The organism is Celeribacter ethanolicus, assembly GCF_002407265.1.
Classification (GTDB): Bacteria; Pseudomonadota; Alphaproteobacteria; order Rhodobacterales; family Rhodobacteraceae; genus Celeribacter; species Celeribacter ethanolicus.
On record NZ_CP022196.1, the window covers coordinates 1,006,084 to 1,028,626 of the forward strand.

Annotated in this window: 20 protein-coding genes; 3 read left to right on the forward strand and 17 right to left on the reverse strand. The window is 63.2% G+C overall.

Annotated elements, in window-relative coordinates:
- Positions 1 to 32 precede the first annotated feature (32 nt).
- From CEW89_RS21395 to hutG, 17 genes are all read right to left on the reverse strand, one after another.
- Complete coding sequence (locus CEW89_RS21395; RefSeq protein WP_096805115.1) at positions 33 to 3,188, reverse strand: methyl-accepting chemotaxis protein; 3,156 nt, start codon at positions 3,186 to 3,188, stop codon at positions 33 to 35.
- 404 nt (positions 3,189 to 3,592) lie between these two features.
- Complete coding sequence (locus CEW89_RS04890; protein WP_096805116.1) at positions 3,593 to 4,621, reverse strand: hypothetical protein; 1,029 nt, start codon at positions 4,619 to 4,621, stop codon at positions 3,593 to 3,595.
- Positions 4,611 to 5,444 (reverse strand): hypothetical protein, encoded by an 834-nt coding sequence (locus CEW89_RS04895; RefSeq protein ID WP_096805117.1) that lies wholly within the window; start codon positions 5,442 to 5,444, stop codon positions 4,611 to 4,613. The genes CEW89_RS04890 and CEW89_RS04895 overlap by 11 nt, the downstream gene beginning before the upstream one ends.
- Positions 5,441 to 6,478, reverse strand: coding sequence for a hypothetical protein (locus CEW89_RS04900; RefSeq protein ID WP_096805118.1), 1,038 nt, complete (start codon positions 6,476 to 6,478; stop codon positions 5,441 to 5,443). Before CEW89_RS04900 ends, CEW89_RS04895 begins: the two co-directional genes overlap by 4 nt.
- A 28-nt stretch (positions 6,479 to 6,506) precedes the next feature.
- A complete protein-coding gene (locus CEW89_RS04905) occupies positions 6,507 to 7,583 on the reverse strand; it encodes a DUF4150 domain-containing protein (protein ID WP_096805119.1) in 1,077 nt (358 codons plus the stop codon).
- A 3-nt stretch (positions 7,584 to 7,586) separates the two neighbouring features.
- Positions 7,587 to 8,693: a DUF2169 domain-containing protein gene (locus tag CEW89_RS04910; RefSeq protein WP_096805120.1), complete on the reverse strand. Its 1,107-nt coding sequence runs from the start codon at positions 8,691 to 8,693 to the stop codon at positions 7,587 to 7,589.
- A complete protein-coding gene (locus CEW89_RS04915; RefSeq protein WP_155846110.1) occupies positions 8,694 to 9,047 on the reverse strand; it encodes a hypothetical protein in 354 nt (117 codons plus the stop codon). It abuts the gene before it with no gap.
- Positions 9,048 to 9,070: 23 nt separating this feature from the next.
- Positions 9,071 to 10,303: a hypothetical protein gene (locus CEW89_RS04920; RefSeq protein ID WP_096805121.1), complete on the reverse strand. Its 1,233-nt coding sequence runs from the start codon at positions 10,301 to 10,303 to the stop codon at positions 9,071 to 9,073.
- 33 nt (positions 10,304 to 10,336) lie between these two features.
- Positions 10,337 to 11,482, reverse strand: a complete 1,146-nt coding sequence (locus CEW89_RS04925) for a hypothetical protein (protein WP_096805122.1) — start codon at positions 11,480 to 11,482, stop codon at positions 10,337 to 10,339.
- Between the two features lie 13 nt (positions 11,483 to 11,495).
- Positions 11,496 to 13,298 (reverse strand): type VI secretion system Vgr family protein, encoded by a 1,803-nt coding sequence (locus CEW89_RS04930; RefSeq protein ID WP_280522631.1) that lies wholly within the window; start codon positions 13,296 to 13,298, stop codon positions 11,496 to 11,498.
- Complete coding sequence (locus CEW89_RS21400; RefSeq protein WP_280522632.1) at positions 13,259 to 13,543, reverse strand: contractile injection system protein, VgrG/Pvc8 family; 285 nt, start codon at positions 13,541 to 13,543, stop codon at positions 13,259 to 13,261. Before CEW89_RS21400 ends, CEW89_RS04930 begins: the two co-directional genes overlap by 40 nt.
- A 311-nt stretch (positions 13,544 to 13,854) precedes the next feature.
- Positions 13,855 to 14,196 carry a DUF6616 family protein gene (locus tag CEW89_RS04935; protein ID WP_096805123.1) on the reverse strand — a complete coding sequence of 114 codons (342 nt, stop codon included), beginning with the start codon at positions 14,194 to 14,196 and terminating at the stop codon, positions 13,855 to 13,857.
- 14 nt (positions 14,197 to 14,210) lie between these two features.
- Complete coding sequence (locus CEW89_RS04940) at positions 14,211 to 14,996, reverse strand: DNA alkylation repair protein (protein WP_096805124.1); 786 nt, start codon at positions 14,994 to 14,996, stop codon at positions 14,211 to 14,213.
- Positions 14,993 to 15,511, reverse strand: coding sequence for a MarR family winged helix-turn-helix transcriptional regulator (locus CEW89_RS21405; RefSeq protein ID WP_096805125.1), 519 nt, complete (start codon positions 15,509 to 15,511; stop codon positions 14,993 to 14,995). Before CEW89_RS21405 ends, CEW89_RS04940 begins: the two co-directional genes overlap by 4 nt.
- A 66-nt stretch (positions 15,512 to 15,577) precedes the next feature.
- The gene (locus tag CEW89_RS04950; protein WP_198403498.1) at positions 15,578 to 16,327 is read right to left on the reverse strand and encodes an IclR family transcriptional regulator; all 750 of its coding nucleotides are present in this window, start codon (positions 16,325 to 16,327) and stop codon (positions 15,578 to 15,580) included.
- A 25-nt stretch (positions 16,328 to 16,352) separates the two neighbouring features.
- On the reverse strand, positions 16,353 to 17,765 hold the full coding sequence (locus tag CEW89_RS04955; protein WP_096805127.1) for a formimidoylglutamate deiminase: 1,413 nt from the start codon (positions 17,763 to 17,765) through the stop codon (positions 16,353 to 16,355).
- Complete coding sequence (hutG, locus tag CEW89_RS04960) at positions 17,765 to 18,592, reverse strand: N-formylglutamate deformylase (RefSeq protein WP_066705058.1); 828 nt, start codon at positions 18,590 to 18,592, stop codon at positions 17,765 to 17,767. The genes CEW89_RS04955 and hutG overlap by 1 nt, the downstream gene beginning before the upstream one ends.
- 137 nt (positions 18,593 to 18,729) lie before the next feature.
- On the opposite strand from hutG, the gene CEW89_RS04965 reads away from it, so the two are divergent.
- From CEW89_RS04965 to CEW89_RS04975, 3 genes are read left to right on the forward strand one after another with little or no spacing between them, the layout of a single operon-like run.
- A complete protein-coding gene (locus tag CEW89_RS04965) occupies positions 18,730 to 19,704 on the forward strand; it encodes a TAXI family TRAP transporter solute-binding subunit (RefSeq protein WP_096805128.1) in 975 nt (324 codons plus the stop codon).
- The gene (locus CEW89_RS04970; protein WP_096805129.1) at positions 19,704 to 20,204 is read left to right on the forward strand and encodes a DUF1850 domain-containing protein; all 501 of its coding nucleotides are present in this window, start codon (positions 19,704 to 19,706) and stop codon (positions 20,202 to 20,204) included. The genes CEW89_RS04965 and CEW89_RS04970 overlap by 1 nt, the downstream gene beginning before the upstream one ends.
- Positions 20,201 to 22,435, forward strand: a complete 2,235-nt coding sequence (locus CEW89_RS04975; protein WP_096805130.1) for a TRAP transporter permease — start codon at positions 20,201 to 20,203, stop codon at positions 22,433 to 22,435. Before CEW89_RS04970 ends, CEW89_RS04975 begins: the two co-directional genes overlap by 4 nt.
- Positions 22,436 to 22,543: the final 108 nt, after the last annotated feature.

Consider the following 22,543-nt stretch of genomic DNA (forward strand, 5'->3'; position numbering starts at 1 on the left):
TTTTAACAGCCCGGATGGCGTGTGCCTGTCGCTCAGAAATCTTCCCAATCGTCCTCAATCGGCGGCGCAACGGGCGCCGGGGCATTCACGACCTGTTTGACCGGAAGTTTGGCGGGCGGTTTCGGCGCCTGGGTCGCGGCAGGAGCGGCCTTCGGGCTTCGCGGTTCCGGTTTGCTGGCCGGGCGTTTGAAATCCACCTGGACGGGCGCGTTGCCTTCCGGGGCCTGCCCCTGCAGGCTGCCGATGGCAAAACGCGACGTGGTAACGTTCAAATTCTCCGCCTCGCGGGTCAGAGCGTGGCTCGCGGCTGTGGTCTGTTCGAACATGGCGGCGTTCTGCTGGGTCACCTGATCGAGTTGATTGACCGCCGCGTTGATCTCCGCAAGACCCGAGGACTGTTCGCGCGAAGAAATGGCGATTTCCGACACGTTGTGAGAAATTTCGGACACGGATTTCACGATACCGCGCAGCGCCTCGCCCGTCTCGCCAACCAGGCTCACCCCGCGTTTTACCAGCGTCCCGGATTTGGAAATCAGATCGTTGATCTCCCGCGCCGCTTCGGAAGACCGCTGCGCCAGTGCCCGCACTTCGGAGGCCACGACCGCGAATCCACGACCCGCTTCACCGGCCCGCGCCGCCTCGACCCCCGCATTGAGCGCCAGAAGGTTGGTCTGGAAGGCAATGTCGTCGATCACCGAGGTGATTTTCGAGATCTGGTCGGAGGAGGTCTCGATCTGGCTCATCGCCTCGACCGCTTCCTGCACCACCTTGCCGGAGGCTTCGGCGTTGGCCTTGGCCGTCTCCACCATCTCGGAAGCCTGTTTCGCTCCGTCCGCAGCGGAGCGCACAGAAGAGGTCAATTCATCCAGCGCCGTCGCGGTTTCTTCCAGTGTCGCCGCCTGTTTTTCGGTCCGGCGCGACAGGTCGTCCGCCGCGTTCGAGATCTCGGAGGCCTCACCCCGGATCATGTCGGCATTTTCGACGACATTGCGCATGGCCGACAGGAGGTTCTCGATCGCCTGGTTGAAATCGCCGCGCAATGTTTCGTATTCGACGGAGAATTTTTCGTCGATGCGCGAGGTCAGATCGCCCTGCGCCAGTTTCTTGAGGCCGACACGAAGCCCTTCGACGACACGGTCCTGTTGCTCCTTCATACGTTCGCGTTCGGCTTCCGCCGCCACCAGCGCCGCCTGACTGTCGGTGATGTCGGTGCCGAGAAGAATGATGCGGAACGGACGCCCCGAGGAATCCTTCACCGGGCTGAACGTGCCTTCCAGAATGGAGGTGTTGCCCTCCTTGTCGAGCAGCTTGAATCGTCCGTAGATGCTTTCACCCTTGTTCAGGCGCTCCCAAACATCGCCCCGCTCGGAGGCCATCTTGGCATTGAAGGCAAAGATTTCGTCATGTTTCATGCCGACCAGTTCGGTCGGGTCGACCCCCAGCATGCGCGAAAAATTCGCATTCGCCTTCATGAGTTTGCCATCGACACCGAATTCGGCCTTGGCCTGATTGCCATCGAGTGCCGTGATAACGGCCTCGTTGGTACGGATGTCAGTGACATCCTTCCATTCCATCACGCAACCGATCTGCTCGCCGTCGAGATCGACCACTGCATTCACATCCAGCGCGAAATGCACGTCCCCCACTTTCATATCCGTCGAGAAGGGCATCTTGCTCGTATCGGAAAGGATCGCGCGGATCCGCTCGGGATGGTGGTGGAAGATGTCGATATTCTGACCGACGATGTGATCCGCATCAAAGCTACCGAACATCTCCCGGAAGACGGGTTCATTCTGCTTGAGCAGGTCATGCACCGCGCTGTTCATGTACGTGATCGTGAAACTCTGGTCGATCATCATCAGAGCCGCCGACGACCCTTCGAATGCCGCCCCCTTGAACAGACCGTCACGGGTGGCCTGTTCCGCACGCCCGAGCGCATGGCGGAAATCGTCCAGAGCGTTGGCAATCTGCCCGATCTCGTCGCCGCGCTCGACGCCGGGAACATCGACCGAATAATTGCCTTCGGAAACGGTACGCATCGCCGTTTCCACGCGGGTCAGCGGGCGGGAAATGGTCCGGGCGATCATATAGGCGATCAGCGCCACCACGGCAGTCATCAGAGCGCCCTGCCAGGCCATGGTCCGGGCCAACGCCGTCGCAGGCTCAAGGATTTCCTCGATGGTCTGGTCGGCGATCAGCCCCCAGCTCACCCCGTGGTAGTCGACCGGAAAGAAAGCCGCGAGATGCTCGTGAATCTTGCCGGCGCCACTCTCCTGATCTTTCTCGCGCAGAATGCCCGTTTCTCCGGCGATCACCTTTTTCGCCGAATCCGTGCTCAGGGCGACGTTGAGAATCTCATTCCCCGCACCGTGGATCGTGTTGGAGCGCAACAGAAGATCGGTGCCGACCAGATAGGAATCACCGGTCTTGCCGAGCCCCGTCGGGCGCGTGGTGATCGTGTCGATCCGATCCACAGGCATCTGGAACGCGATCACGCCGCGCATCTCGCCACGACGATCCAGAACCGGGGCGGCCAGGAAAGCCGCCGGAGCACCATGCGAGGGGGCGTATTTCTCGAAATCAGCAAAGAAAACGTCCGCCCCATCAGCAGCCAGGGCCTGTTTGAGCACCGACCCAAGCCCGGTGTCGGCATATTCTCCCTCCAGGAAATTGGTGGCGAAATCCTGTTCCTTGAACACCGAATAGATCAGATCGCCGGAGAGCGAGAAGACGAAGACATCGTAATAGCCCTTTTCCTCGACCAGCTTGCGAAAATACCCGTGATAAAGCTTGTGCACCTGGCTGTAGGCCGAGCCGTCCTGCGCGTAATCGAGCTGTTGCTTGAGGCCTTGCCTGCTGGGATTGCGGTCGATGTACCAATCCTTGAGATAGGCCGTGCGATCGCCGTCGAGCGCCTCCCAGGCTTCCCCGAAGCCACGGATCGCCGAAAGCACCGTCGGGTTTTCCGCCTGGCTGCGCAGGTCTATATCAACCCCCTCGAGCCAGCCCTCCAACTCGAGCGCCCGCGCTTCCGCCACGGTCATCAGTGCCTCTTCCGCCTCGACAAGCAAGGATTGCGACGCATTGCGATAGGATACGAGATTCGCAATCGCGATGGTCACGATGGTCAGTCCGATCATGATCGCCGGCAGCTTTTTCGCCAGTTTGATCCTGCTAAAAAATTTCATCTCATGTCTCCAGGCATCGCGGTTCCGCTCCACGTTCCGGTGAGAGGCGGCCCGAGCGATATATCGGTCAGCTTTCGGGCACAGGTGCCCCGTACCTCACGATCCATGCCGCCAAGGAGTGAAGATTCATTTAAGTCCGGATATTTTCATTCGGACAATCGCTCGATTTTTCATGAAACCTGCGGTCGCAGCCGATCTGCGCGCCGGTCGCCCGCCGCCCCCAACCTCTGAAAACCTGTGCATCTCGCGGTACACCCCGCGTTTTTTCGCATTTTCTGCCAAAGTCCCGGGCCGCATTCACCATTGATAAACCTATTAACCATTTCCTGAGACCACGCGCCCGTTTGCCGCTCCGGAACCTGCGGCCTCGAAACCAAATCGCCCAATCGGGATCAGCGACAGGCTTACGCCCCAGCCACCGTCAGCGTCATCGCAACACGCGCCTTCGTACGGTCACACCCGGCCAGGAATAAATGCCTCCCCGGCTGCGCCAGCGCTTGTACGACAGCGAGAGCGAGCATGACGACGCCCGTATCTCCAAAAGTCAGCGCCAGATGGCGATACTCGCACTCCGGCGCAATCCGTCCACCAAGGCGCAGATAGCAATGCGCAAGCTCGGAGGCCCGATAGCGCCCATTCGTCCAATCGGTACAGATGTGATCGACGACTGCGTCCCGACCCGAAGACTCGAGTGCCTGATACGCTGCCTCGCTCTGGGCAGCATAGGTGCTGTGGCCGTCCTCGAGCGCGCCGATGGGCTCGAATTCGTGCGCGGTTCCGGTGATGTGTGCAAGCGGCGCTAGCTGAGGCGCAGGATCGAGCAAGAGCGCCACCCCCGCCTCGCCCGGCACAGCACTATAAGGCCGTTTGGCGCTAAAGAGCCGCCCCTCGGCCGCCCGCGCGGCAAGTCTCGTGCGACAGGCAAAACTTTCTCCACCGAGCACCAGAAGCGGCCGCCCCTGCGAAAGCGACCCAGAATGATCGTGGAGCGCCTCGGCCAGCCCCGTCGACCCCGCGGCATGAGCGGTCACGTGAAGCGCGCTTAGCCCGGTGCGGGCATTCACATCGGCCAATATCTCTGCCGCAAGCGCGCTGACCGCCTCCGCCGCAAGGCCTTCCGCCGGGGCGACCGCAGGCAAGAGGATCGCGACGGTGGCCCCGCGCGTATCGAACGCGCCGGGCGCAGAGGACAGAAGGTCGTCAAGCGCCGCCCGGGCCAGCCGCCGCGCCCGGATGAGCGCCTGCGCCCCGGCCGCGGGTTCGGCCGCAAAAGCCGCGAGTTGCGGCGCATAGGTGTCGTCGAGATAGCTGCGCAGCCGCCGGTAGGCTGGCCGCCCCTCCGCCAGTTTTGCCGCGCTGGCCGCGCGTGTCGCACCAAAGACGGTCGACACACCGCACGCCGTCAGCGCCAGAGGCCCCGTCTCAATCCGCATCGCGCAGGTCCACCCCGCCCAGATCGCCGCCACACAGCGCGGCGATCAAAGCGACGAGGCCGAGCGCGCTCTCTTCCCAACCCGTCACCACGAGCCGCTGCGGGGTTTGCAAGACCAGCTCGGGGTCGGCCTCGGCAAATCCCGCGGGCGGGCCATCGGCAAACACGCCGAGACTCTGGAGCGCAAGAAACCCGTCCTCAAGCGCGGGCGTGAGCTCTGCGGCGCGCGGAAGATCGAACAAGAGCCGCTCTTTTCCGGCCTCGCGCCCCGCACCGATATGGTTTCCGAACTGATCCATGAGCCGCGCCGCGCCCGCCAACAAGGGCGCTGTCGCGGGCATAAGCGCCGCATCGAAATCGACCAGCGCGCCCTCCCCCGTCACGAGACAGCTCAGGGCCTCGTAATCGGTGATGAAACGGGGAGAAAAGGCCTCCCTCGCGGCCTCTTCATCGCCCTCCATGAGATCAACAAGCCGCTCGAATGCACCGGGCGGAAGGATCGCGGCGCTGGCCAAAAGGCGCAGCACGCACCAAAGCGCGAAAGGATGCAGCGGGCCGCCCTCGATCCGTATCCTGAACGCCTCGCCCTCCTGCGAAAGCGTGGCCGTGACGGGGGCTGGAGCGCCGAAGGAGGCAAAGCCCGCGCCGAACAGCCCCCCAAGCGTGCTGACGGGCCATTCGAGCGCGTCGAGGATCGTCAGCGTCCGCCCCTCGGTCAGAGCTTCGGGGGTGAAGAGGCCGCGGATCTCGATGCTTCGCAGCGCCTGCGGGATCTGGGACGCAATATGCAGGCGCCCAGCAAAAACGTCGGTGCGGTCCATCATGCGCCCTCCTCCTTGAAACGGTCGACATAGGCCTCGGCCTCGCGCATGCGATCCTTATCGGATGTGTCATGGCACGGTGCCGACATGAGGCGGATCGACCGGGAGGCCAGCGCTGGCTCAAGATAGGCCCGCGCGGCGATATAGCCCGCGATCGGTTCGCCCGCGTTCAGATCGCCCCAGACCGGCGCGGGGCTGGCGGTCACAACGCGGTGCCCCGCCCGCTCTTCCACCGCACCTCCCTGCGCAACCAGCGCGGCCAGTTTTGTCTCCAGCCCCTCCTGGGCATCGACACGGGCGCAGAGATCCGCCCCGAGGTACGTCCGCCAGCCGATGTCGGGCAGCCCGGTTTGATAATCGAACAGCTCCGCCTCGGGAATGGTCGCTCCTTTGGCATCACGGCGCTGAGAGAGGCGGCGCATCTGCACAAAGGGCGCGTCATAGCGCACCTCCCGCGACAACAGCTCCACCGGCGCCATGAGCGCGGTGCGAAAGCGCAGATGGGCAGGCGGAAGTTTGTACTGGCCGAAATCCCCCGGTACCATGGCAAACCCGTAGCCACAGACCCCGGCAACAAGCGGCACCCCATCCATGATCTGATGCAAACGCGCGATCAACCCCATCGCGGCGGGATGTTCCAAGGGCATATCGAGCCCGATGAACCCCGGCCCGCCGGGGAGATGGGACAGGTCGAGTGCAGGCAGGCCCACGCCCCGCGCCCCTTCGGCCAACGTCGCTTCGGCGTCCGCGGAGAGGTGGCGATGTGCGGGCATCCCCGCCGCAACGGCGGCCCGCGCTTCCTCGCGCTTTTTGGGCGTGGCCCGGGTCAGACGAACCCGTTTGCCTGCCGTCGGTTTGATCAGCGTCAGATAGCCGATCTCCCCGCCCAGGCTCTCCATCACAGCGTCAAAAACCGCCAAGGCTGCCGCGCCGCAGTCCGGCTGGTCGAACCCGCCTTCTGTCCAAACACAAAAGCGCAGTGCGGGAAACGCCACCTGATAGGCCGAGGGTGTGCCGCGTGCTTCGAGTATATCCATGCTTTCCTCTTGTCTTTTTTGCGACCGACTAGCCCATCGGCACCGAGGCACCGCGTCCCCGATCACAGCCGCATGTGGCATTGTCGACCTCAATCACCTTGCCATCCGTCACCTGTTCATAAAGACGGCGCTGATCCGGTGACATCTCGTCCTGATACCCCGGCGCATCGAATTTGAAATCGTAAATATTCGTGACCGCGCCGTCCGCATCGAGCGTGGCGAAATCGGGCTGAATCCGTAGCGCGTTGTCGAGCATATCCACCGCCCCGTCGATGATGTTGTAGACATCCATCGCCGTCATTGCCACATCGAGCCCCGTGGCAATCTGACCCAAAAACGGTACGGCCCGAAGCCAGAACCGTTTGCCCATGGACTTGAGACGGTTCACCCCTGCCCGGCCGATCGCGCGTGTGACCGCCCGTTTCATCGCCTCGCGCAAACCGCTCTGGGTGTAGAATTTGCGCCCGAGATCGAGCGCCTTGTCGCCCGCCGCGTAGAGGGTGCGTTCCGCCGCCCCGATGGAATTTCCGAGCGCACGGCGCAGCGGCGATCCCGCGCTGTCGAGGGCGGCATTAACCTTGTCGCGGGCAAGGATGGAGGGCCGTTTGCAGCCCGGTTTACCGCGGCATTTCTGCCATTCCTCCCGCGCCTCGCAAAAAATCTTGCACAGCGCATCCATCACCGGATCGCCCGAGCCGAGCCCCGCCTCACGCTGGCCCGAGTTGCCGCAGATCGTGTTGCGGTTGTTCATGAAAAGCTTGTCGCTGAGACGGCAGATGTTGTTGCCTTCGGCGTAGACGTTGGGAGAATAGGTGATCCAGTTGGACTGTTTGAGAAATGTGCCCGAGGCCACCCCGCCCATGGAGCCGCCGCCATCGCCCGTGCAGGAGGCAAATTCCGAGGGGCTCGTGGCAATCATCTGTCCACCGTCGGCCTTGACCGTTTCAGTGCCTTTGACGAGGCTGCCGTTGTCCGCTTTGATCGAATACGGCACAGGGTCGCCTTTTCCCGGCGTTTTGCACACATCGGGGGCGGAGTTCATATGGCTGCCGCCCGAGCCTTTGTGAGAGATGGTCAAACCATTGACCGCAATCGTCACCCCCATGGATCAAACCTCTCGCATGAGGGATGGAGATTTGTGGAACAGCCCCGCCGCCCCGGCCGGAACGCGGAAGCCCTGCGCGTGGTCCAGTTCGACCACGGTTTCGCTCACGGCCACATCCTCGTCGGCCCGCGCGAGCGACCAGGCCGCGTGGTAGAGCACATGAACCTGCATCGTGTCGAGATCCACCTCGACGCGCTGGAGCCGTGCCTCGGCGGGCTGCCAACGGCCCGAGAGTTTGGTGTCGCACCGCAGAGAAAGCAGCGGAAGCGGATAGATCCCCGGCGCATCTAAGGGGCCGGTGGTGCCGAAACCGCCTGCTTCCAGCGCGGCGCCCGGCGCAAAAAGATCGCGTGACAGGCGCTGATCGGGCGGCGCCGATTGCCAGTAGTCCGCCGACATATCCTCGGGAAAAAGCGGTGCACGGCGGCGTTCCCAGTTGGCATCATAGGTGCCGCCGAGCGCGCGGCGCGCCTCCCAGAGCGGGGAAATCGGACCGAGTTGCGCTGGCACCGTCCCTGTGCCCTCTGTCGCACCCTCCCTTGCCGGGGTCTGTCCGGCGAGATAGACCACTGGCGGGCTCGCCTTGGGATCTTCCGACACATTGCGAAAGCCCCGCCCGAGTGGATTGAGCGGATGCCCCGGCCCGCCGTATCCATGCGCCCCGTCAAGACAGAGCAAAGCGGGGGGCGTATCCGGGTCGGCTCGCACACGGATGCCGGGACTGCCGAAACCGAACGTCGGATTGCGTTGGTAGCAGAGCGGCGGATGCACTTCGAGAATTTTACTCCAGCCCCCGATCCGTAAACCCAGCGCGCGTGGCCGGCTCTCCTCGGCTTCCCTGCGCGCGGCGGGCTGATGGGCATGAGCGCGGATGATGAGATCGACACGCGGACGCGGTGGTGTGAGATCGGCATCGCGCGCGAGAGCGTCCCCCTCGGCGAAGACGAAAGAGGGGGTGATCGGACGCTGTTCGGGGTCGAAAAGCGGCAAGGCTCCGTCCCTGAGGGAGAACCCCGCCACCAGCCAAAGCCCCCAGAAGCCCGCATTGTCGGGGGTCCGATAGGCGCCAGTCTCCGCCGGAAAGGGGGTATGGTTCGTCAGCGTCCACATTCAGTTCAGATCTATCCTTCCGGCCAGAAGCCTGAGCGCTCCGGCGCTGTCGACCGTCACCTGTTCGCCCCGGAGACGGATATGGCCGTCCGGATAGAGTGCGATGGAGCTTTCCCCTGCGGAAATGATCGTCGGAGCGTCGTCGTCCCGTTCGGCCTCCTCGACGAGCCCAAGCACCACCGTCACCGGCGCGTCCCCGTCATTCAGGTCCTGACAGACCGCCAGACGCCCCACGTCCGAGGGCGACAGGCTCCCGGCCAGAAGAACCCGCGCGTTGGTGTCTGCAAGCCCCACGGCGCCATTCGGAGCAACACTGATCACACAGCGCAGGTGAAACGATCCGATCCGGTCCATGCGACGCTCCATACCACCCCGGCCTACTGCGCTTGTCTGGCGCCGAAATAGGCCGTCAGGGTTTCGAGCAGGATTTTCTGGACATAAGACGCATGCATCGAGGTGCCCTCCAGATAAAGATCGGTGCCCGCGGGCGCCACGGTGACGAAAGACAAAAGCTGCCCGTCCTTGCCATAGGCCAGCATCACGTCGAGTTTCACCAGAGCCTTGACCTCTCCCAGTTCGACGCGAAAGGTGTAGAGCGCGTTGAAGGCGGTCGTCTGCGCGAGATCCCCAATGCGGGAGGCCTCCACGGGCGCCAGTGTAAAGGGCTGATCGGGCGCCAGTTGGCCGAGCGCCATATGCGCCATCGCTGCCGCCGTATCGGCCAGATCGTTAAAGGACGCATCGCCGGGCGGGCCGTTCGGAAGATCGGCGGGTGCGGGCACTGACGCGATCATCGCGGCCAGATTGCCCTTGGCATCCGCCGTGTCGCGCCAGAATGAGAACACGCCCTTCGCGCCCAAATCCAGCGGTGCGTCGATCTCCTGCCAATGCGCGGGGAAACGCGCCCTCCAGGGCGCACCCCAGCGTGTCGCAAGTGCGCGGACCGGCGCGTCATCCCCGACCAGAGGCGTGTCGAGGGCGGTCTTGAATCTGAGGCTGCCGACCATTTTCGCCATGTCTTCGGCGTAGTTTTCGAACCGTTCGGCCTCGAAGCGCTGGCGCAGGATCAAAAGCTCCTCGCCGCGACGCCAGACGGAAATCCGGTTGACCATCATCGCACCGCTCGCATCGGTGCCGCCAAGCACCTCGCCGAACATCGGATCGGGCGCGCTCATGCCGAAATCGGTGGAAGACCAGACCCGCGCGAGCAGGCGCGCGTAGCTGACCGCGAGCGCAACCCGATCGGGATAGAGCGTGGCCCGGTAAAGGCGCACCTCATAGCGATCGCGTTCGAGCGGATCATAGCCGATACGGACCTGTTCGAAGGTGGAAAACAGCGCGGCGGGCGCAAATTCGACGGGCACATCCTGGGCTTCGCTCCACAGGAAGCGCTCGGGCACCCATGTGCTGAAATCGAGCGCCTCGCCGTCGAGATCGAAGGCGGTGAGACCCTTGGTTTCGCTCAAACGGGAAAATTTTTGCGCAGCAGCGCCCTCCGTTTCCGCCCTGCCCGTTTCCGCCCCGGTGTTCTGCGTATCAGCCATGCTGGCCCCCGCAACGCTCATCAGCGCGCCGATCAAAAGCGCCACCCGCGCCAAATTCCATCGCATTCGGGTCCATCGCATCGCGCCCCGCTCCTGTCATCAGTCGTTCCAAATCGCATTCCACCCGCTTTTGATCCCGTTCCAGATCTTGTCGAGCCCAACAAGCCCCGCGCGCCCCTTCACGGACGCCCCGAGCCCCAGCCCGATCTTCGCTCCGGCTTCGGCGGTCGCACGGCCTTTCTCATAGCCGACCTGCCCGTCGACACCGGCCTGCGCACCGATCTGGCCGCTGACCTCGCCACCGACCATAATACCGATGTCCCAGCTTTCCGAAAGCTCTTCGAAATCGTCTTCGGCCCAGCTATTATAAAGCGCGATCAGAGGGTTGGCGACACGTCGCGGGGTAATGTAGATATCGCCCCCTGCGCCGATTTCCACGAGGTTCACCTCCGCCCCAAGCTCGCCTTTGAGCGTGGCCTGTTCGGGAGAGAGCACCAGTTCGACATCGCCCTTGGCATCGCCCGAAACGACCGATCCGCTCACATCGCCCGCCACAAGACCGCTGTCGTCGCTCTCGATCTTGCCCTCGAGGAAGGAGCCGCTGGCTTGTGCGCCGGCGCCCGCTTTGAAACCGTCACTGCCCAACTCGAAACTGGCGGAGGCATCGCTGTCCGCGCCCAGAACGCGGCCCGAACCGGAAAAGAAATCGCCCTCTTCGCCGAAGCTGCCGTCTGCGACCGAGACGTCGAAGAAATCCTTGCTCGCCTCGGCCTGAGCCACGGTGAATTCCGCGTCGCGCCACTTGCCGGCGAAATCATTGTCCGACCAGTCTGTGCCGTCGGGATTCCTGCGGGTGTAGCCGGAGGCGAGATACTCGCGCACGACCCTTTGCGATCCGCTCCGCACCCCCAGATCCTTTGTGCCGCGCGACACCTCCCCGCCCGAGAAATCCCAGATCTTTTCCTCCTCGGCGGGCGCCGGATCGGGCGCCTCTGGCACGGTGACATTGGCCGGGGAGGCCAGCGCGAAATCCGTGGCGACACAGATGCCCGCGTCTCCCGCGGGTTCGAAGAATGGCAACGCCATCGGCGGGTGCCACCCTTCGGCGCTTTGTGTGCCTTCAAAGGGAAACTTGCTCTGCAGACGCATGTCCGAGCCGAGCATATCCATGAGCGACGGCAGCCCGTCCGGAACATTTTCCGGCTTGAGCACCCGAGGGCCGAAAAGAGGGGTATCCTGCGCCATCCGCCCCGCGCCCTCAGTTGAAATCTATCTTGTCGGCGTCGAGTTTGATATGCTTGCCCTTGAGGACGATATCTCCCTCCTTGGACATGGTCAGAGTGGAATTTTCCCCCACCTTTATGGTGATCTGATCGCCCACGCGCAGCACCTGTACCTGTCCCACATCAGATTCCCAACGCCCGCGCACCAGCGTGCTCATGGATTTGCCAACGGTTGTCTGAAACGCCTGCCCGACGACAATCGACTTGGCCACCCCCACGATCTCGGAAGACGCCACATTGACCACTTCGGATTTGTTCTTTTCCACGAACATCTGGAAGTTGCCCTTGCCGAAATTGAGCACGTCGGGGATTTTGATTTTCTCCATCACATCGCCCAATTTCGAGAACAACACCTGCGTCTTGTTCATCAGGGCGCGCGACAGGGGGTTGCTGCCGACGGCAATCGACATGTTTCCGGAAATCACTTCCGAATGATCGCCCCCGACCTGGATCGACTTATCCTGTCCCACAACCTCGCTCTGGTCGACCTCGACCCGTTTGGAGCGGTCGTTGAGCACCTGGATGTTCATATCCTTCTGAGCATGAAGGAACACCTCCTCCTCACCCCTCTTGTCCTCAAACCGAAGTTCGTTGAACCCCTCGCCCTCATGCGTATCCGTCCGGAACGTGCTGCGTGTCTTATGCTCCGGCAACTCATACGGCACCGCGTTCTTGCCGTTATAAAAGCACCCGGTGACCAACGGCTTGTCCGGGTCGCCGTCCAGAAACTCGACCACGACTTCCATCCCGATCCGCGGGATCACCATGCCGCCCCAGCCGTTGCCCGCCCAGCTCTGCGACACACGGCAGCGCATGGAGTAGGCTGCGTCCAAATCCCAGTGGAACTGCACCAGAATGCGCCCGTATTCGTCGCAGTCGATCTCGCCATCGCCCACGACCACCGCCGTTTGCGGACCTTTCACATCCGCCCGCGCGGTCTTCAGCTCCGGCACCAAGGGCGCGTCGGCGGGCAGCAAAACATAGCGCCCGGTGTAGGCGTAGCCGTCGCCCTCTTCACCGCCGGAGCCGTAATTGTCCGACGTGTAGCTGTGATGCGCCACGAGGCAGAGGTAGTCCTCTCCCGTCCCCGGAAGAGGCTCGCCGCCAAGCGTCACCCGCAGCCCCGCGCCAAGCGCAGGAATATCGCCCTGCGCCTCAAAGCGCCGGTCCTGGCCGGTCTCACCCTCCGACCGCAGCCGCGCGACCACATCGCCACGGCCCTGGTCGAGGTAATCCCCCGGCCAGTCAAAACTCTCGATCTGGCCCTGAGCATAGCGCGAAGAAGATGAAGAATTGGTTTCCATCGCCGCGGTCGGCGTCTTGAAATTGTAATCCGTGAGCCGCACCGCCCCCGTCGTGATCCGCCGCGCCGGACGCCATTCCCAGAAGTGCTCGATCTCTTCCTGATGGTGGCCGTCATAGGGTTTAAACGGGCGCGCGCCGATGGTCGCGTGGCTCTCGACAATGTCGGTCAGAACCATCAGGTGCGATCCGCTATCCTGTTCAAAATGATAGGAAATCCCGTGCCGCTCCATGAGCCGCGCGGCGAAATCCATGTCGCTCTCGCGGTACTGAACGGTGTATTCGAGTTCGGGATACTCGAGCGTCAGCCGGGGCTCCATCTTGCCCGCCGAGGCATAGGCGCCGAGGAGCTCGGTGAGGATGTCGACCACGGTTTTGTTGTGGAAAATCCGCTGGTTGCGGCGCAGAGAGGCAAGCCAGAACCAGGGTTTGAGCGTCAACCGGTAGCGATGCCCATTCTCGCCCGCGCCATCCACCGCGCTTCGGAAATGATGCCGTCAAAAGGCTTATCCGAGCCGTCATGGGTGCGCAGCGTAACGGTGGCATGGGTGCCCAAAAGCGCATCGAAATCAATATCATCGGCGGCGGCGAGACAGTCGACGTGGTAACTAAACACCCCGTTGACCCGCTCCTCGCCTTCAAAGCGCATCAGGACCAGAACGTCCTCGCCAAGAGCTGTGGTCAGGCGACCCATGCGGGAGGTTTGCGAGAAAAACGACATGACGGAAACCAGAAACTGGGAAGGAGTTGGCGCGAGTGTAGCCTCGTGAAAGATCAACTCAAGGGGAAATAAACGGAACAAGGTGTCATGACTGGAAACATTTGTGCGAGCTGAACAAAGCTCCCCCCGATCGGATATTCGCATTCCGTGCGGCGAGTGCCGGGCTGTCCGCCCGATGATTTTGCATCAAACCGCGTCTCTGATCGCACCTGCAAAATACAGCACGATGCTCCTGATGAGCGCGCCAAATTTTGTGTAATGCGGCCTTTAAAACGTCTCAGACCATCACTCTGTACAACGTGCCTCTACCGTCACACGGCTTCGCCGAGTTGCGCGAGATGGCTGGTCAGATCGGTTGCTTCGCCACCGGCATTGACGGTCTCGAAATAGTCGTGCCAGCCCGATTGCGCGATGCCGGAGACGAGCGCGCCGAGCGCCGCGTCATCGGGACAGCGCCACACTGCAAAGAATGCCTGCGGCGCGGAATGGAGTCTGGTCCGATCGACCTTGCCAAAGGCAAGAGCCTCCACGCCGAGGGCAGACAAGGCAGGCATCGCAGCCCCGATGGCGTCAAAGAACCGTTGGCGCCGGTCATCAGACAGGTCCAGCCAGGCAGGTTTCGGCGTGTAGAGTTCGGTGAGATAATGAGCCATGCATTGCATCCGTTTCAGTTTTTGGGAACGGGAGAGATCGAGCGAAGCGCGCGTTTGCAGATGCGCCCCGTCGCAGGTGTCGGACTTTCGACGGACCACCGGGCACATAGGGACTGCACCCAATCCGCCCGGTCCTTGCCAGCATCGTTCAGCCAGTTGCCGACGGAGTTCTGCACATAGGCGGACGGGTCTGCGCGAAGCGGCTCAAGAATCGAAAGCGCAAGTTGCGGCTGTGCCTTGAGCGCACCGATATGCGTGCACCACACACCACGCGGCCGGGTCGCTTCCGATGCAAAACGACGCACGCGCTCCGAAGGGTCCGCGGTCCATTCGGACAACATGGCGATGGCGGTTTCGAGTTCAGCGGCGAAATGCTTTCGGACGGCCATCCACGCCCATTCCCGCACCCCGAAATGCAGGTCGTCCGCATAGGGGCGTATGGCCGCGAGGCGGTCGCGGAGCGACATATCGGCGGCGGCGCCAATCATGAAGCAGGCCCAGCCACGCACGGTGTCCGATCTGTGCCGTCCAAGCCGCTCCAAAACGGAGCCGCCAAGCTCCGCGCGGATTACTCGCGCCGCAAGCGACATGCGTTTGGAAATGCCTGTCGCCGCACCGCGCTCCATTTCGCTCAAGGCGTCCGCACCGATTTCCGGCAGGACAGTGCGCATGAGTGCCGTGAAATCGACGGCCAGACATTCGGTCAGCGTTGCGGCCTCCACCTCTCCGGCGTTGAGCCGGGCGCGGCGGTTCGGATCAATCTCCTTGACGCCGCGCCCGGCGGCCTTCGCGCCGCTCATGCGCGTGCATCCTCATCCTGGCCAATCTGTTGCTTGCCTGCCCGTTGCTGGCCTGCCTGTTGCTTTCCGGTCTCCAGATTCCGCCAAATGCGTTGCAGCAGACCGGTCAAGGTCTGGCGGTCGGCTGCCGTAAAGCCTTGAAACAGGGAGGCGACCCATTCGGTATGTTCGCGGAACAGCTCCCCCGCCGCCGTCTGCCCGACCTCGGTCAATGCAACGGCAATCTTTCGCCGATCGCTGAGGCCACCGCGCCGAACTATGAAGCCGTCACGTTCCAGCCCATCGAGAAGTCCGGTGATCGTCGCCCGCGTCACGCCCGCCCGTTCAGCCAATTCATGCGGCGAAAGCCCCTCAGGCTTGTCGTGCAAAAGGAACAACAGAACGAACTTGCCTTCGGAAAGGCGATGCCGCGCGAGCCGGACTGCGCAGTCGCGATCGATGGCATCGTCCGGCGTCGTGCCACCACAAGGCGCCATTTCCGGATCGGGTAAGTTTCTCAAGGGACACCACGACATCTGAGGCACCGCCTTCACCGCACGCGGGCCGGACAGGTCCCGGGCCTCAAACGCCGGAACGAACGCCTAGAGCATTTGCGAAATCGTGCGCGCCGTGGCCCTGACCTTGCCGATCAGCGCCTCATCCGGGTGAAGCTGCATCTCGTGGCCGGACAGGTTGATCGCCCCAAGGGTACGCCCGTGACGCGAGACCAGAGGCGCGGCGATGGAAAACGTGCCGGTCGAAAGATGCGACCTTTGCGCGACATAACCTCTTTCCCGATCTTCCTTCAGAAGCGGCTTGAGCTCCGCAAGGGAGGACGGCGCGAGCGGGCTCATGCGTTCGAAGACATATCCGTCGAAGCGGCGGTCCAGATCCTCTTCCGGCAGGTCCGAAAGGAGCATACGCCCCATCGTCGTCGAGAAGGCCGGCAGGCGCGAGCCGACAGGCACGTTCGACACCATCGCGCGATTGGACAGGGCGCGATAGACATAGATGATCTCGGTCCCTTCGAGCACGGAAACATGCACCGTGAACCCGGTTTCGGCGCGCAGCTCGTCGGCGGGAACCCGGGCAATATCGTAGACATCCTGCGAGGCCAGATAGCGATAGCCCAGATCCATCACTCGCGGGGCGAGCCGATAGCTGGTCTTGTGCTTGCTGAGATAGCCTTCCCGCTCCAGCGTGACGACAAAGCGATAGGCCGCGCTGCTGGTGATCGACAGCGCCTCGGCGATTTCAGAGAGCGTCAACTCGGGGCTGTCAGCGCTGAAGCATTCGAGAATGCCGAGCCCCCGCAGAAGCGAATTCGAACGGTAATCAGGTTCCTTTACCAAAGCGCCTCCCCAGTGGATTGCAGTGTCAGGTCGACCTTCTTGCGGACAGCCGCTCTGCGACCCGCGACATGGCCACGCCATAATCTGCGACAATTTTCTCTTCCTGCGGATGCTGCCCGTCCGCGATCACCCTTTTGCCCCGGACCACGACATCCCCCACATGGAAGCCTCGGCCAGCGAAGACGTGGAAGTCAAGCAGGGCCTCGGGTTCGACCGGCAGAATCGCTGCGGGTTCCGGCGAAGCGACCTCGACGAAACTCGCCATGCCGCCGACGGCCAGCCCCTGCTCCGGGCGCCCCGCCGCCCGCGCCCCGCCCTGGGCCGCACGGGTCCAGAGGTTCGCGGCGACATGGGGCGTGTCCATCGCGGCCAGAACATTGCGTTGCCGGTCGCGAAGGCGCTGGCTGTATTCGAGTTGCTGCACTTCCTGGGCGGCACAGGTGGCGATGTTGGAATCCGATCCGATGCCGAAGAACCCGCCCTGCGCCAGATAATCCGTACCCCGGAAGATGCCGTCGCCGAGATTCGCCTCGGTCAGCGGACAGAGACCGACCGTCGCGCCGCTGCGCGCGATCATCGCCACCTCGCGGTCGTCGAGATGCGTCGCATGAATCAGGCACCAGCGCTTGTCTACGGGGGCGATGTCGAACAGTTGCGCGACCGGACGCTTGCCGTTCCAGGCCAGCGCATCCTCGACCTCCTTGACCTGCTCGGCGACGTGGATATGCACCGGGCTGTCGGGAATGAGATCGGCGCGCAGCTCCAGAAGCTTCGCGATCTCCTCCGGCGTGGCGGCGCGCAGCGAATGCGGCGCAATGCCGAGCGTATGACCCGCAGCCTTGGCGGGCGCACGCAGGCTGTCGAGCATTTCGGCATAGCCATCGAGGCTCTGGATGAACCGCCGCTGACCGTCGGTCGGCGCCAGCCCGCCAAAGTTGGAATGCGCGTAAAACACCGGCAGGTGCGTCAGGTCGATCCCGGTGGCCTCTGCCGCCTCGAAAATGCCCAGCGACAGTTCCTCGCGTCGGGCATAAGGTGTGCCGTCAAGATCGTTGTGCACGTAGTGGAATTCCACGATCCCCGTATAGCCGCCCTTGAGCAGCGACAGGTAAAGCCGCGCGGCGATGGCCTGCATGTCCTCGGGCGACAGGGTCAGGGCGAAGAAATACATGATGTCGCGCCAGGACCAGAAACTGTCGACCGGGTTGCGGCGCACCTCGGAAAGGCCCGCCATCGCATATTGGAAGGCGTGGCTGTGCAGGTCGGCGATCCCAGGCACGACCGGGTTGTCATAGACCGGAAGCCCCTCCGGGTTGTCGTCCTCGGCGGCGGCCCGGATCAGCCCGTCGGGCGAAAAATGGACCGACAGGTTGCGCACCCAGCCCTTGGGGGTCAGCGCAAATCGGAAATGCGCACCTTTCAGCGTTTCGAAAGCCATCACGATTGCTCCGTCTCGGGGTGGAAGTCGGCCATGACCGCAATCAACCGCGCCAGCGTCTCTTTCAGCCGGTCGGCACGCTCGGGAATGTAGCTCCAGGGCGTCTCTTCCTGCATGTAGCACTCCTGCGCGATCTCGATTTGCAGGGCATGCACGTTCTGCTCCGGCTGGCCATAGTGGCGCGTGATGTAGCCGCCCTTGAAGCGCCCGTCGCGCACCGCGCTGTACTCGCTGGCCTGAAGGGCTGCGAAAGCCGCGTCAGACAGGCCCGGCGCACAGGCCGCACCGGAATTCGTGCCGAGATTGAGATCCGGCAAACGCCCCTCGAACAGGCGCGGGACCTGACTGCGGATCGAGTGCATGTCCAGCATCACGCAATAGCCATGTGCCGCCTTGATGCGCGCGATCTCTGCGGCCAGCGCCGCGTGATAGGGCGTCCACCATGCCGCAATGCGCTCTGCCTGCTCCGCCGCATCCGGCTCGGCGCCGGGACGGTAGAGCGGCACGCCATCGAAGGTGATGGTCGACATCAGCCCGGTCGTGGCCCCGGCGTAAAGCGGCTTGTCGTCCGACGGACGGTTGAGATCCACCGCATAGCGCGTCACATTGGCGACCATCAGACTGGCACCCTCGGGCAAGAGGTCGCGCGCGATGCGATCCATGTGCCAATCGGTGTCACTCAGATCGAGCGCCCCGGGCGTCAGCGCCGCGCGCAGCGAGTCGGGCACCTGGGTGCCGGCATGCGGCACGTTCAGAAGCAACGGTGTGCTGCCGCATATCTGTTCAAATACTAGGCGTTTTTCGGGAAGGGCGGGCGCGTCCTGCATCTCCAATCCTTTCATATTTGAAAACAGTTATTGACATACAAAATTACGAGGTCAAGAAATTATACATCCAACACAGGAGTGCCTCCCCTGCGGCAACGCGAGGGGATGATGCTCGACAACCAACCACGGAGGATTCCATGTCCCTTTCCCGTCGCCAATTCCTCGGCGCGACCACGGCGAGCCTCGCCCTGCTGTCCGCCCCGGCCTTTGCCGCCGGCCGCACCTTCTTCGGCATCGCCACCGGCGGCACCGGCGGCACCTATTATCCGCTCGGCGGCATGCTGGCCCAGTTGATCTCGAACACCGCGGAACTGCCGGACACGAAACTGTCGGCCACGGCGGAAACCGGCAACGCCTCCGTTGCCAACGCCCAGCTTCTGGGCCGGGGCGAAATCGAATCCGCCTTTGCCGCCGCTGACATCCTGGATGCCGCCTATAAGGGCGTGAGCCAGTTCGAGGACGGCGCCATCACCAACCTGCGTGCCATCGGCGCGCTCTACCCGGAAACCGTACAGCTCGTGGTGCGTGCCGACAGCGGCATCGCGACCTTCGAGGATCTCAAGGGCAAATCCATCTCCTCCGGCTCGCCGGGCTCCGGCCAATGGCAGCTTCTGGGCGATCTGCTCGAAGCCCATGGCATGACCCGCGACGACGTGTCCGAGGATTATTCCTCCTTCGCGCAGTCGGTCGACAAGATCAAGGACGGCAACCTCGACGCCTCGCTGATCACCGCCGGCCTGCCGACTTCCTCGGTGACCGATCTCGCCAATGGCCATGACATCCGCATCGTGCCGCTGACCGGACCGGCCATCGTCAAGCTTCAGGAAGCCCAGCCCTATTACGCCGATGCCACCATTCCGGCAGGCAGCTACAAGGGCGTCGAGACCGATGTTCCGACCCTTGCCGTGCGCGCCATCTGGGCGACCCATGCGGAAGTCCCGGACGAGGTCATCTATGCCGTGACCAAGGCGCTCTACGAAAACACCGAGACCCTGGGTCAGGTGCACCCGATGGGCAAACAGATCTCGCTCGACAAGGCGCTCGAATCCGTCTCGATTCCGGTCCACCCGGGGGCCGAGAAATACTATGCCGAGAAAGGCATCACCAAGTAATGCCGGGGCATTTCCCCCTGCACCCCATCGGAAGGGCGGCCCGTGCCGCCCTTCTCCTTACGCTCGCCCTGCCCGCCACGGCCGGGCATGCGGACGGCTGGCTTTGCCTGTCCGAGACCCGTGGCAATCAGGCCGAAGTGGCCCGCCTGCCGCTCGGTCCCGACCGCAGCTTCGAGCTGAGTTTCATCCATTCCGTATCGCGCACCCCGGTCATCGACAGCTACCGCATTGAGGACGGAGAAATCCTCCAGACGCGGGAGGTCTTCATGGCACATGGGGCTGGACTTCCCTCGATTGCCAACGATATGGACGCCACCGGATGGCGGCACGAGGACGGACATTTCATCCTCGACATGCAGCGCCATACCGGCCCGATCCCGCTGCGCATTCAGGCGCAATTCAAGAACACCCTGTCGATTGACGGCACCGATCTGCCTCTGGCAAATCTGGGCCATTCGGCTCTCACCCTTGCCCCCTGCGACGAGGAGACACCCCAATGACCCAAGGTCTACCCCCGAAAGACAACCACGGCCATACTGCGGCCGATGGCGATCATGAATTCACCGCCGACGAGGTCGAAGCCCTCGTTCGGGAATACGACTCGGAATCGAATTTCCGCAATCTCGTCGGTCCGACCGCAATCCTGGTCACGATCGCCTCGGTCGCGCTGTCGCTGTTCCACGTCTACACCGCCGGTTTCGGCCTGCTGAACGAAGTGATGCACCGCACGATTCACCTGAGTTTCGTGATGGGGCTGATCTTCCTCGTCTTCCCGCGCAAACGCGCCGCGCCGACCACCCGCCTCTGGGTCGAATCCGGGCTTTTCGCGGCCTTTTATCTCTACATCCTCTACGGATTGGCCGGGTCGTTGACGGGCGGCACGCTGAAGACAGTGTTCATCGCCGTCATGCTTTTCCTGATCGCCCTGACCCTGCCCTTCAACCGCAAGGGCGCCGACCCCGAAAAGGTCGCCATCCGCGACTGGATCTTTGCCGCAGCAGGCGCCGGGTTCTCCGCCTATCTGTCGATCCTGTTCAAATACATCTTCATCGAAAACGTCGGCAATCCGCCCGAAGCCGCCTATATGATGGGCTTTCTCGCGATCATCATGACGCTGGAGGCGACGCGCCGCACCATGGGGCCGACGCTTGCCTGGATCGGCGTCTTCTGCCTGATCTACGCGCTCGCCGGGCCCTATCTGCCGGGCATCATGGCGCATCGTGGCTATTCGATCACCCGCATCATCAACCACCTTTTCATCGGCACCGAAGGCATCTACGGCGTCGCCGTCGGCGTGGTGGCCACATATGTGTTCCACTTCGTCCTCTTCGGCATCCTCGCCCAGATGAGCGGTCTCGGCCAGCTCTTCATCGACCTCGCCACCATCATCGCGGGCCGCGCCTCCGGCGGGTCTGCCAAGGTCTCCGTCGTGTCCTCGGGCTTCTTCGGCATGATCTCCGGCTCCCCCATCGCCAACACCGTAACCACCGGCGCCTTCACCATCCCGCTGATGAAGAAATCGGGGTTCTCGGGGCGGTTCGCGGGTGCGGTCGAAGCCTCCGCCTCCTGCGGTGGCCAGATCACCCCGCCGATCATGGGGGCCTCGGCCTTTGTCATGACCGAAATGCTGGGCGTGCCCTATAACGAACTGATCCTGATCGCCATCGTGCCCGCCGCCTTCCATTACATCGCCATCCTCCTGATGGTGCATCTGGAGGCCAAGAAGCTCGGCCTGACGGGCCTGTCCAAGGACAAGATCCCGCAGTTCGGTGCGGTTCTGGCCCGGTCCTGGCACCTCTTCGTGCCGCTGGGCGTGATGGTGGCGCTGCTTCTGATGCAATACACCCCCTTTCTCGCGGCCTTCTGGGGCATCATCCTGACCATCGTCTTTAGCTATGTGCCGCTCTTGATGCGCGCCTTCGGCAACACCACGATGGACACCTCCACCGTGCTGACGCCGCCGCGTCTGGTGCGGGGCTTCGAGGACGGGGCCAAGTTCGCGCTGGCCATCGGTGCGGCCTGTGCCTGTGTCGGATTCCTTCTGGGGATGACCACCCTGACCGGCCTCGGCTTCAAATTCTCCGCAGCCGTCGTCGAACTGGCGCATGACGTGGCCGGGTTCGCCATCGGGCTCGACTTCACCGGGCTGCTGTCGGAAAACGGTCTGGCGCTGTTCTTCGGTCTGATCTTCGTCGCCATCGCCTGCATCATCATGGGCGCGGGCATCCCGACGACGCCGACCTACATCATCCTCGCCTCGATCGCCGCCCCGGCGCTCACCGAATTCGGCGTGCCGCTGATCGCGACCCACTTCTTCGTCTTCTACTTCGGCGTGCTGGCCGACGTGACCCCACCGGTGGCGCTTGCGGCCTATGCCGCGGCGGGTCTGGCACGGGCCGAACCGATGACGACGGGGACGACCGCCTTCCGGCTGTCCATGGGCAAGGCTCTGGTGCCGTTCATGTTCATCTACGCGCCGAGCCTGCTGTTCGTGAACTTCACCTGGCTGGAATTCATCACCGCGCTTCTGTCCGGTCTGATGGGGGTGGTAGCGCTCTCGGCGGCCTATATCGGCTGGTTCCGGCGGCCCCTTGTGCTGTGGGAAAAACTGGCGCTGACCGTTGCCGGTCTGCTGCTGATTTCGACGCATTTCGCGACGATCTCGATCGGGGCGCTCATCGTTCTGGCCATTCTGGCCCGTCCCGTCAACGCACAGCCCGGCACCGCCTAGAACGGAGCCTCTGCACTTTTCGCACTGGCCGGCGCGCATCACGCACGTCGGCCAGTGTCGTGCATAGCCCCCTTCGACACCAAAGCCCGAGCATGCCCCTACGGCGCT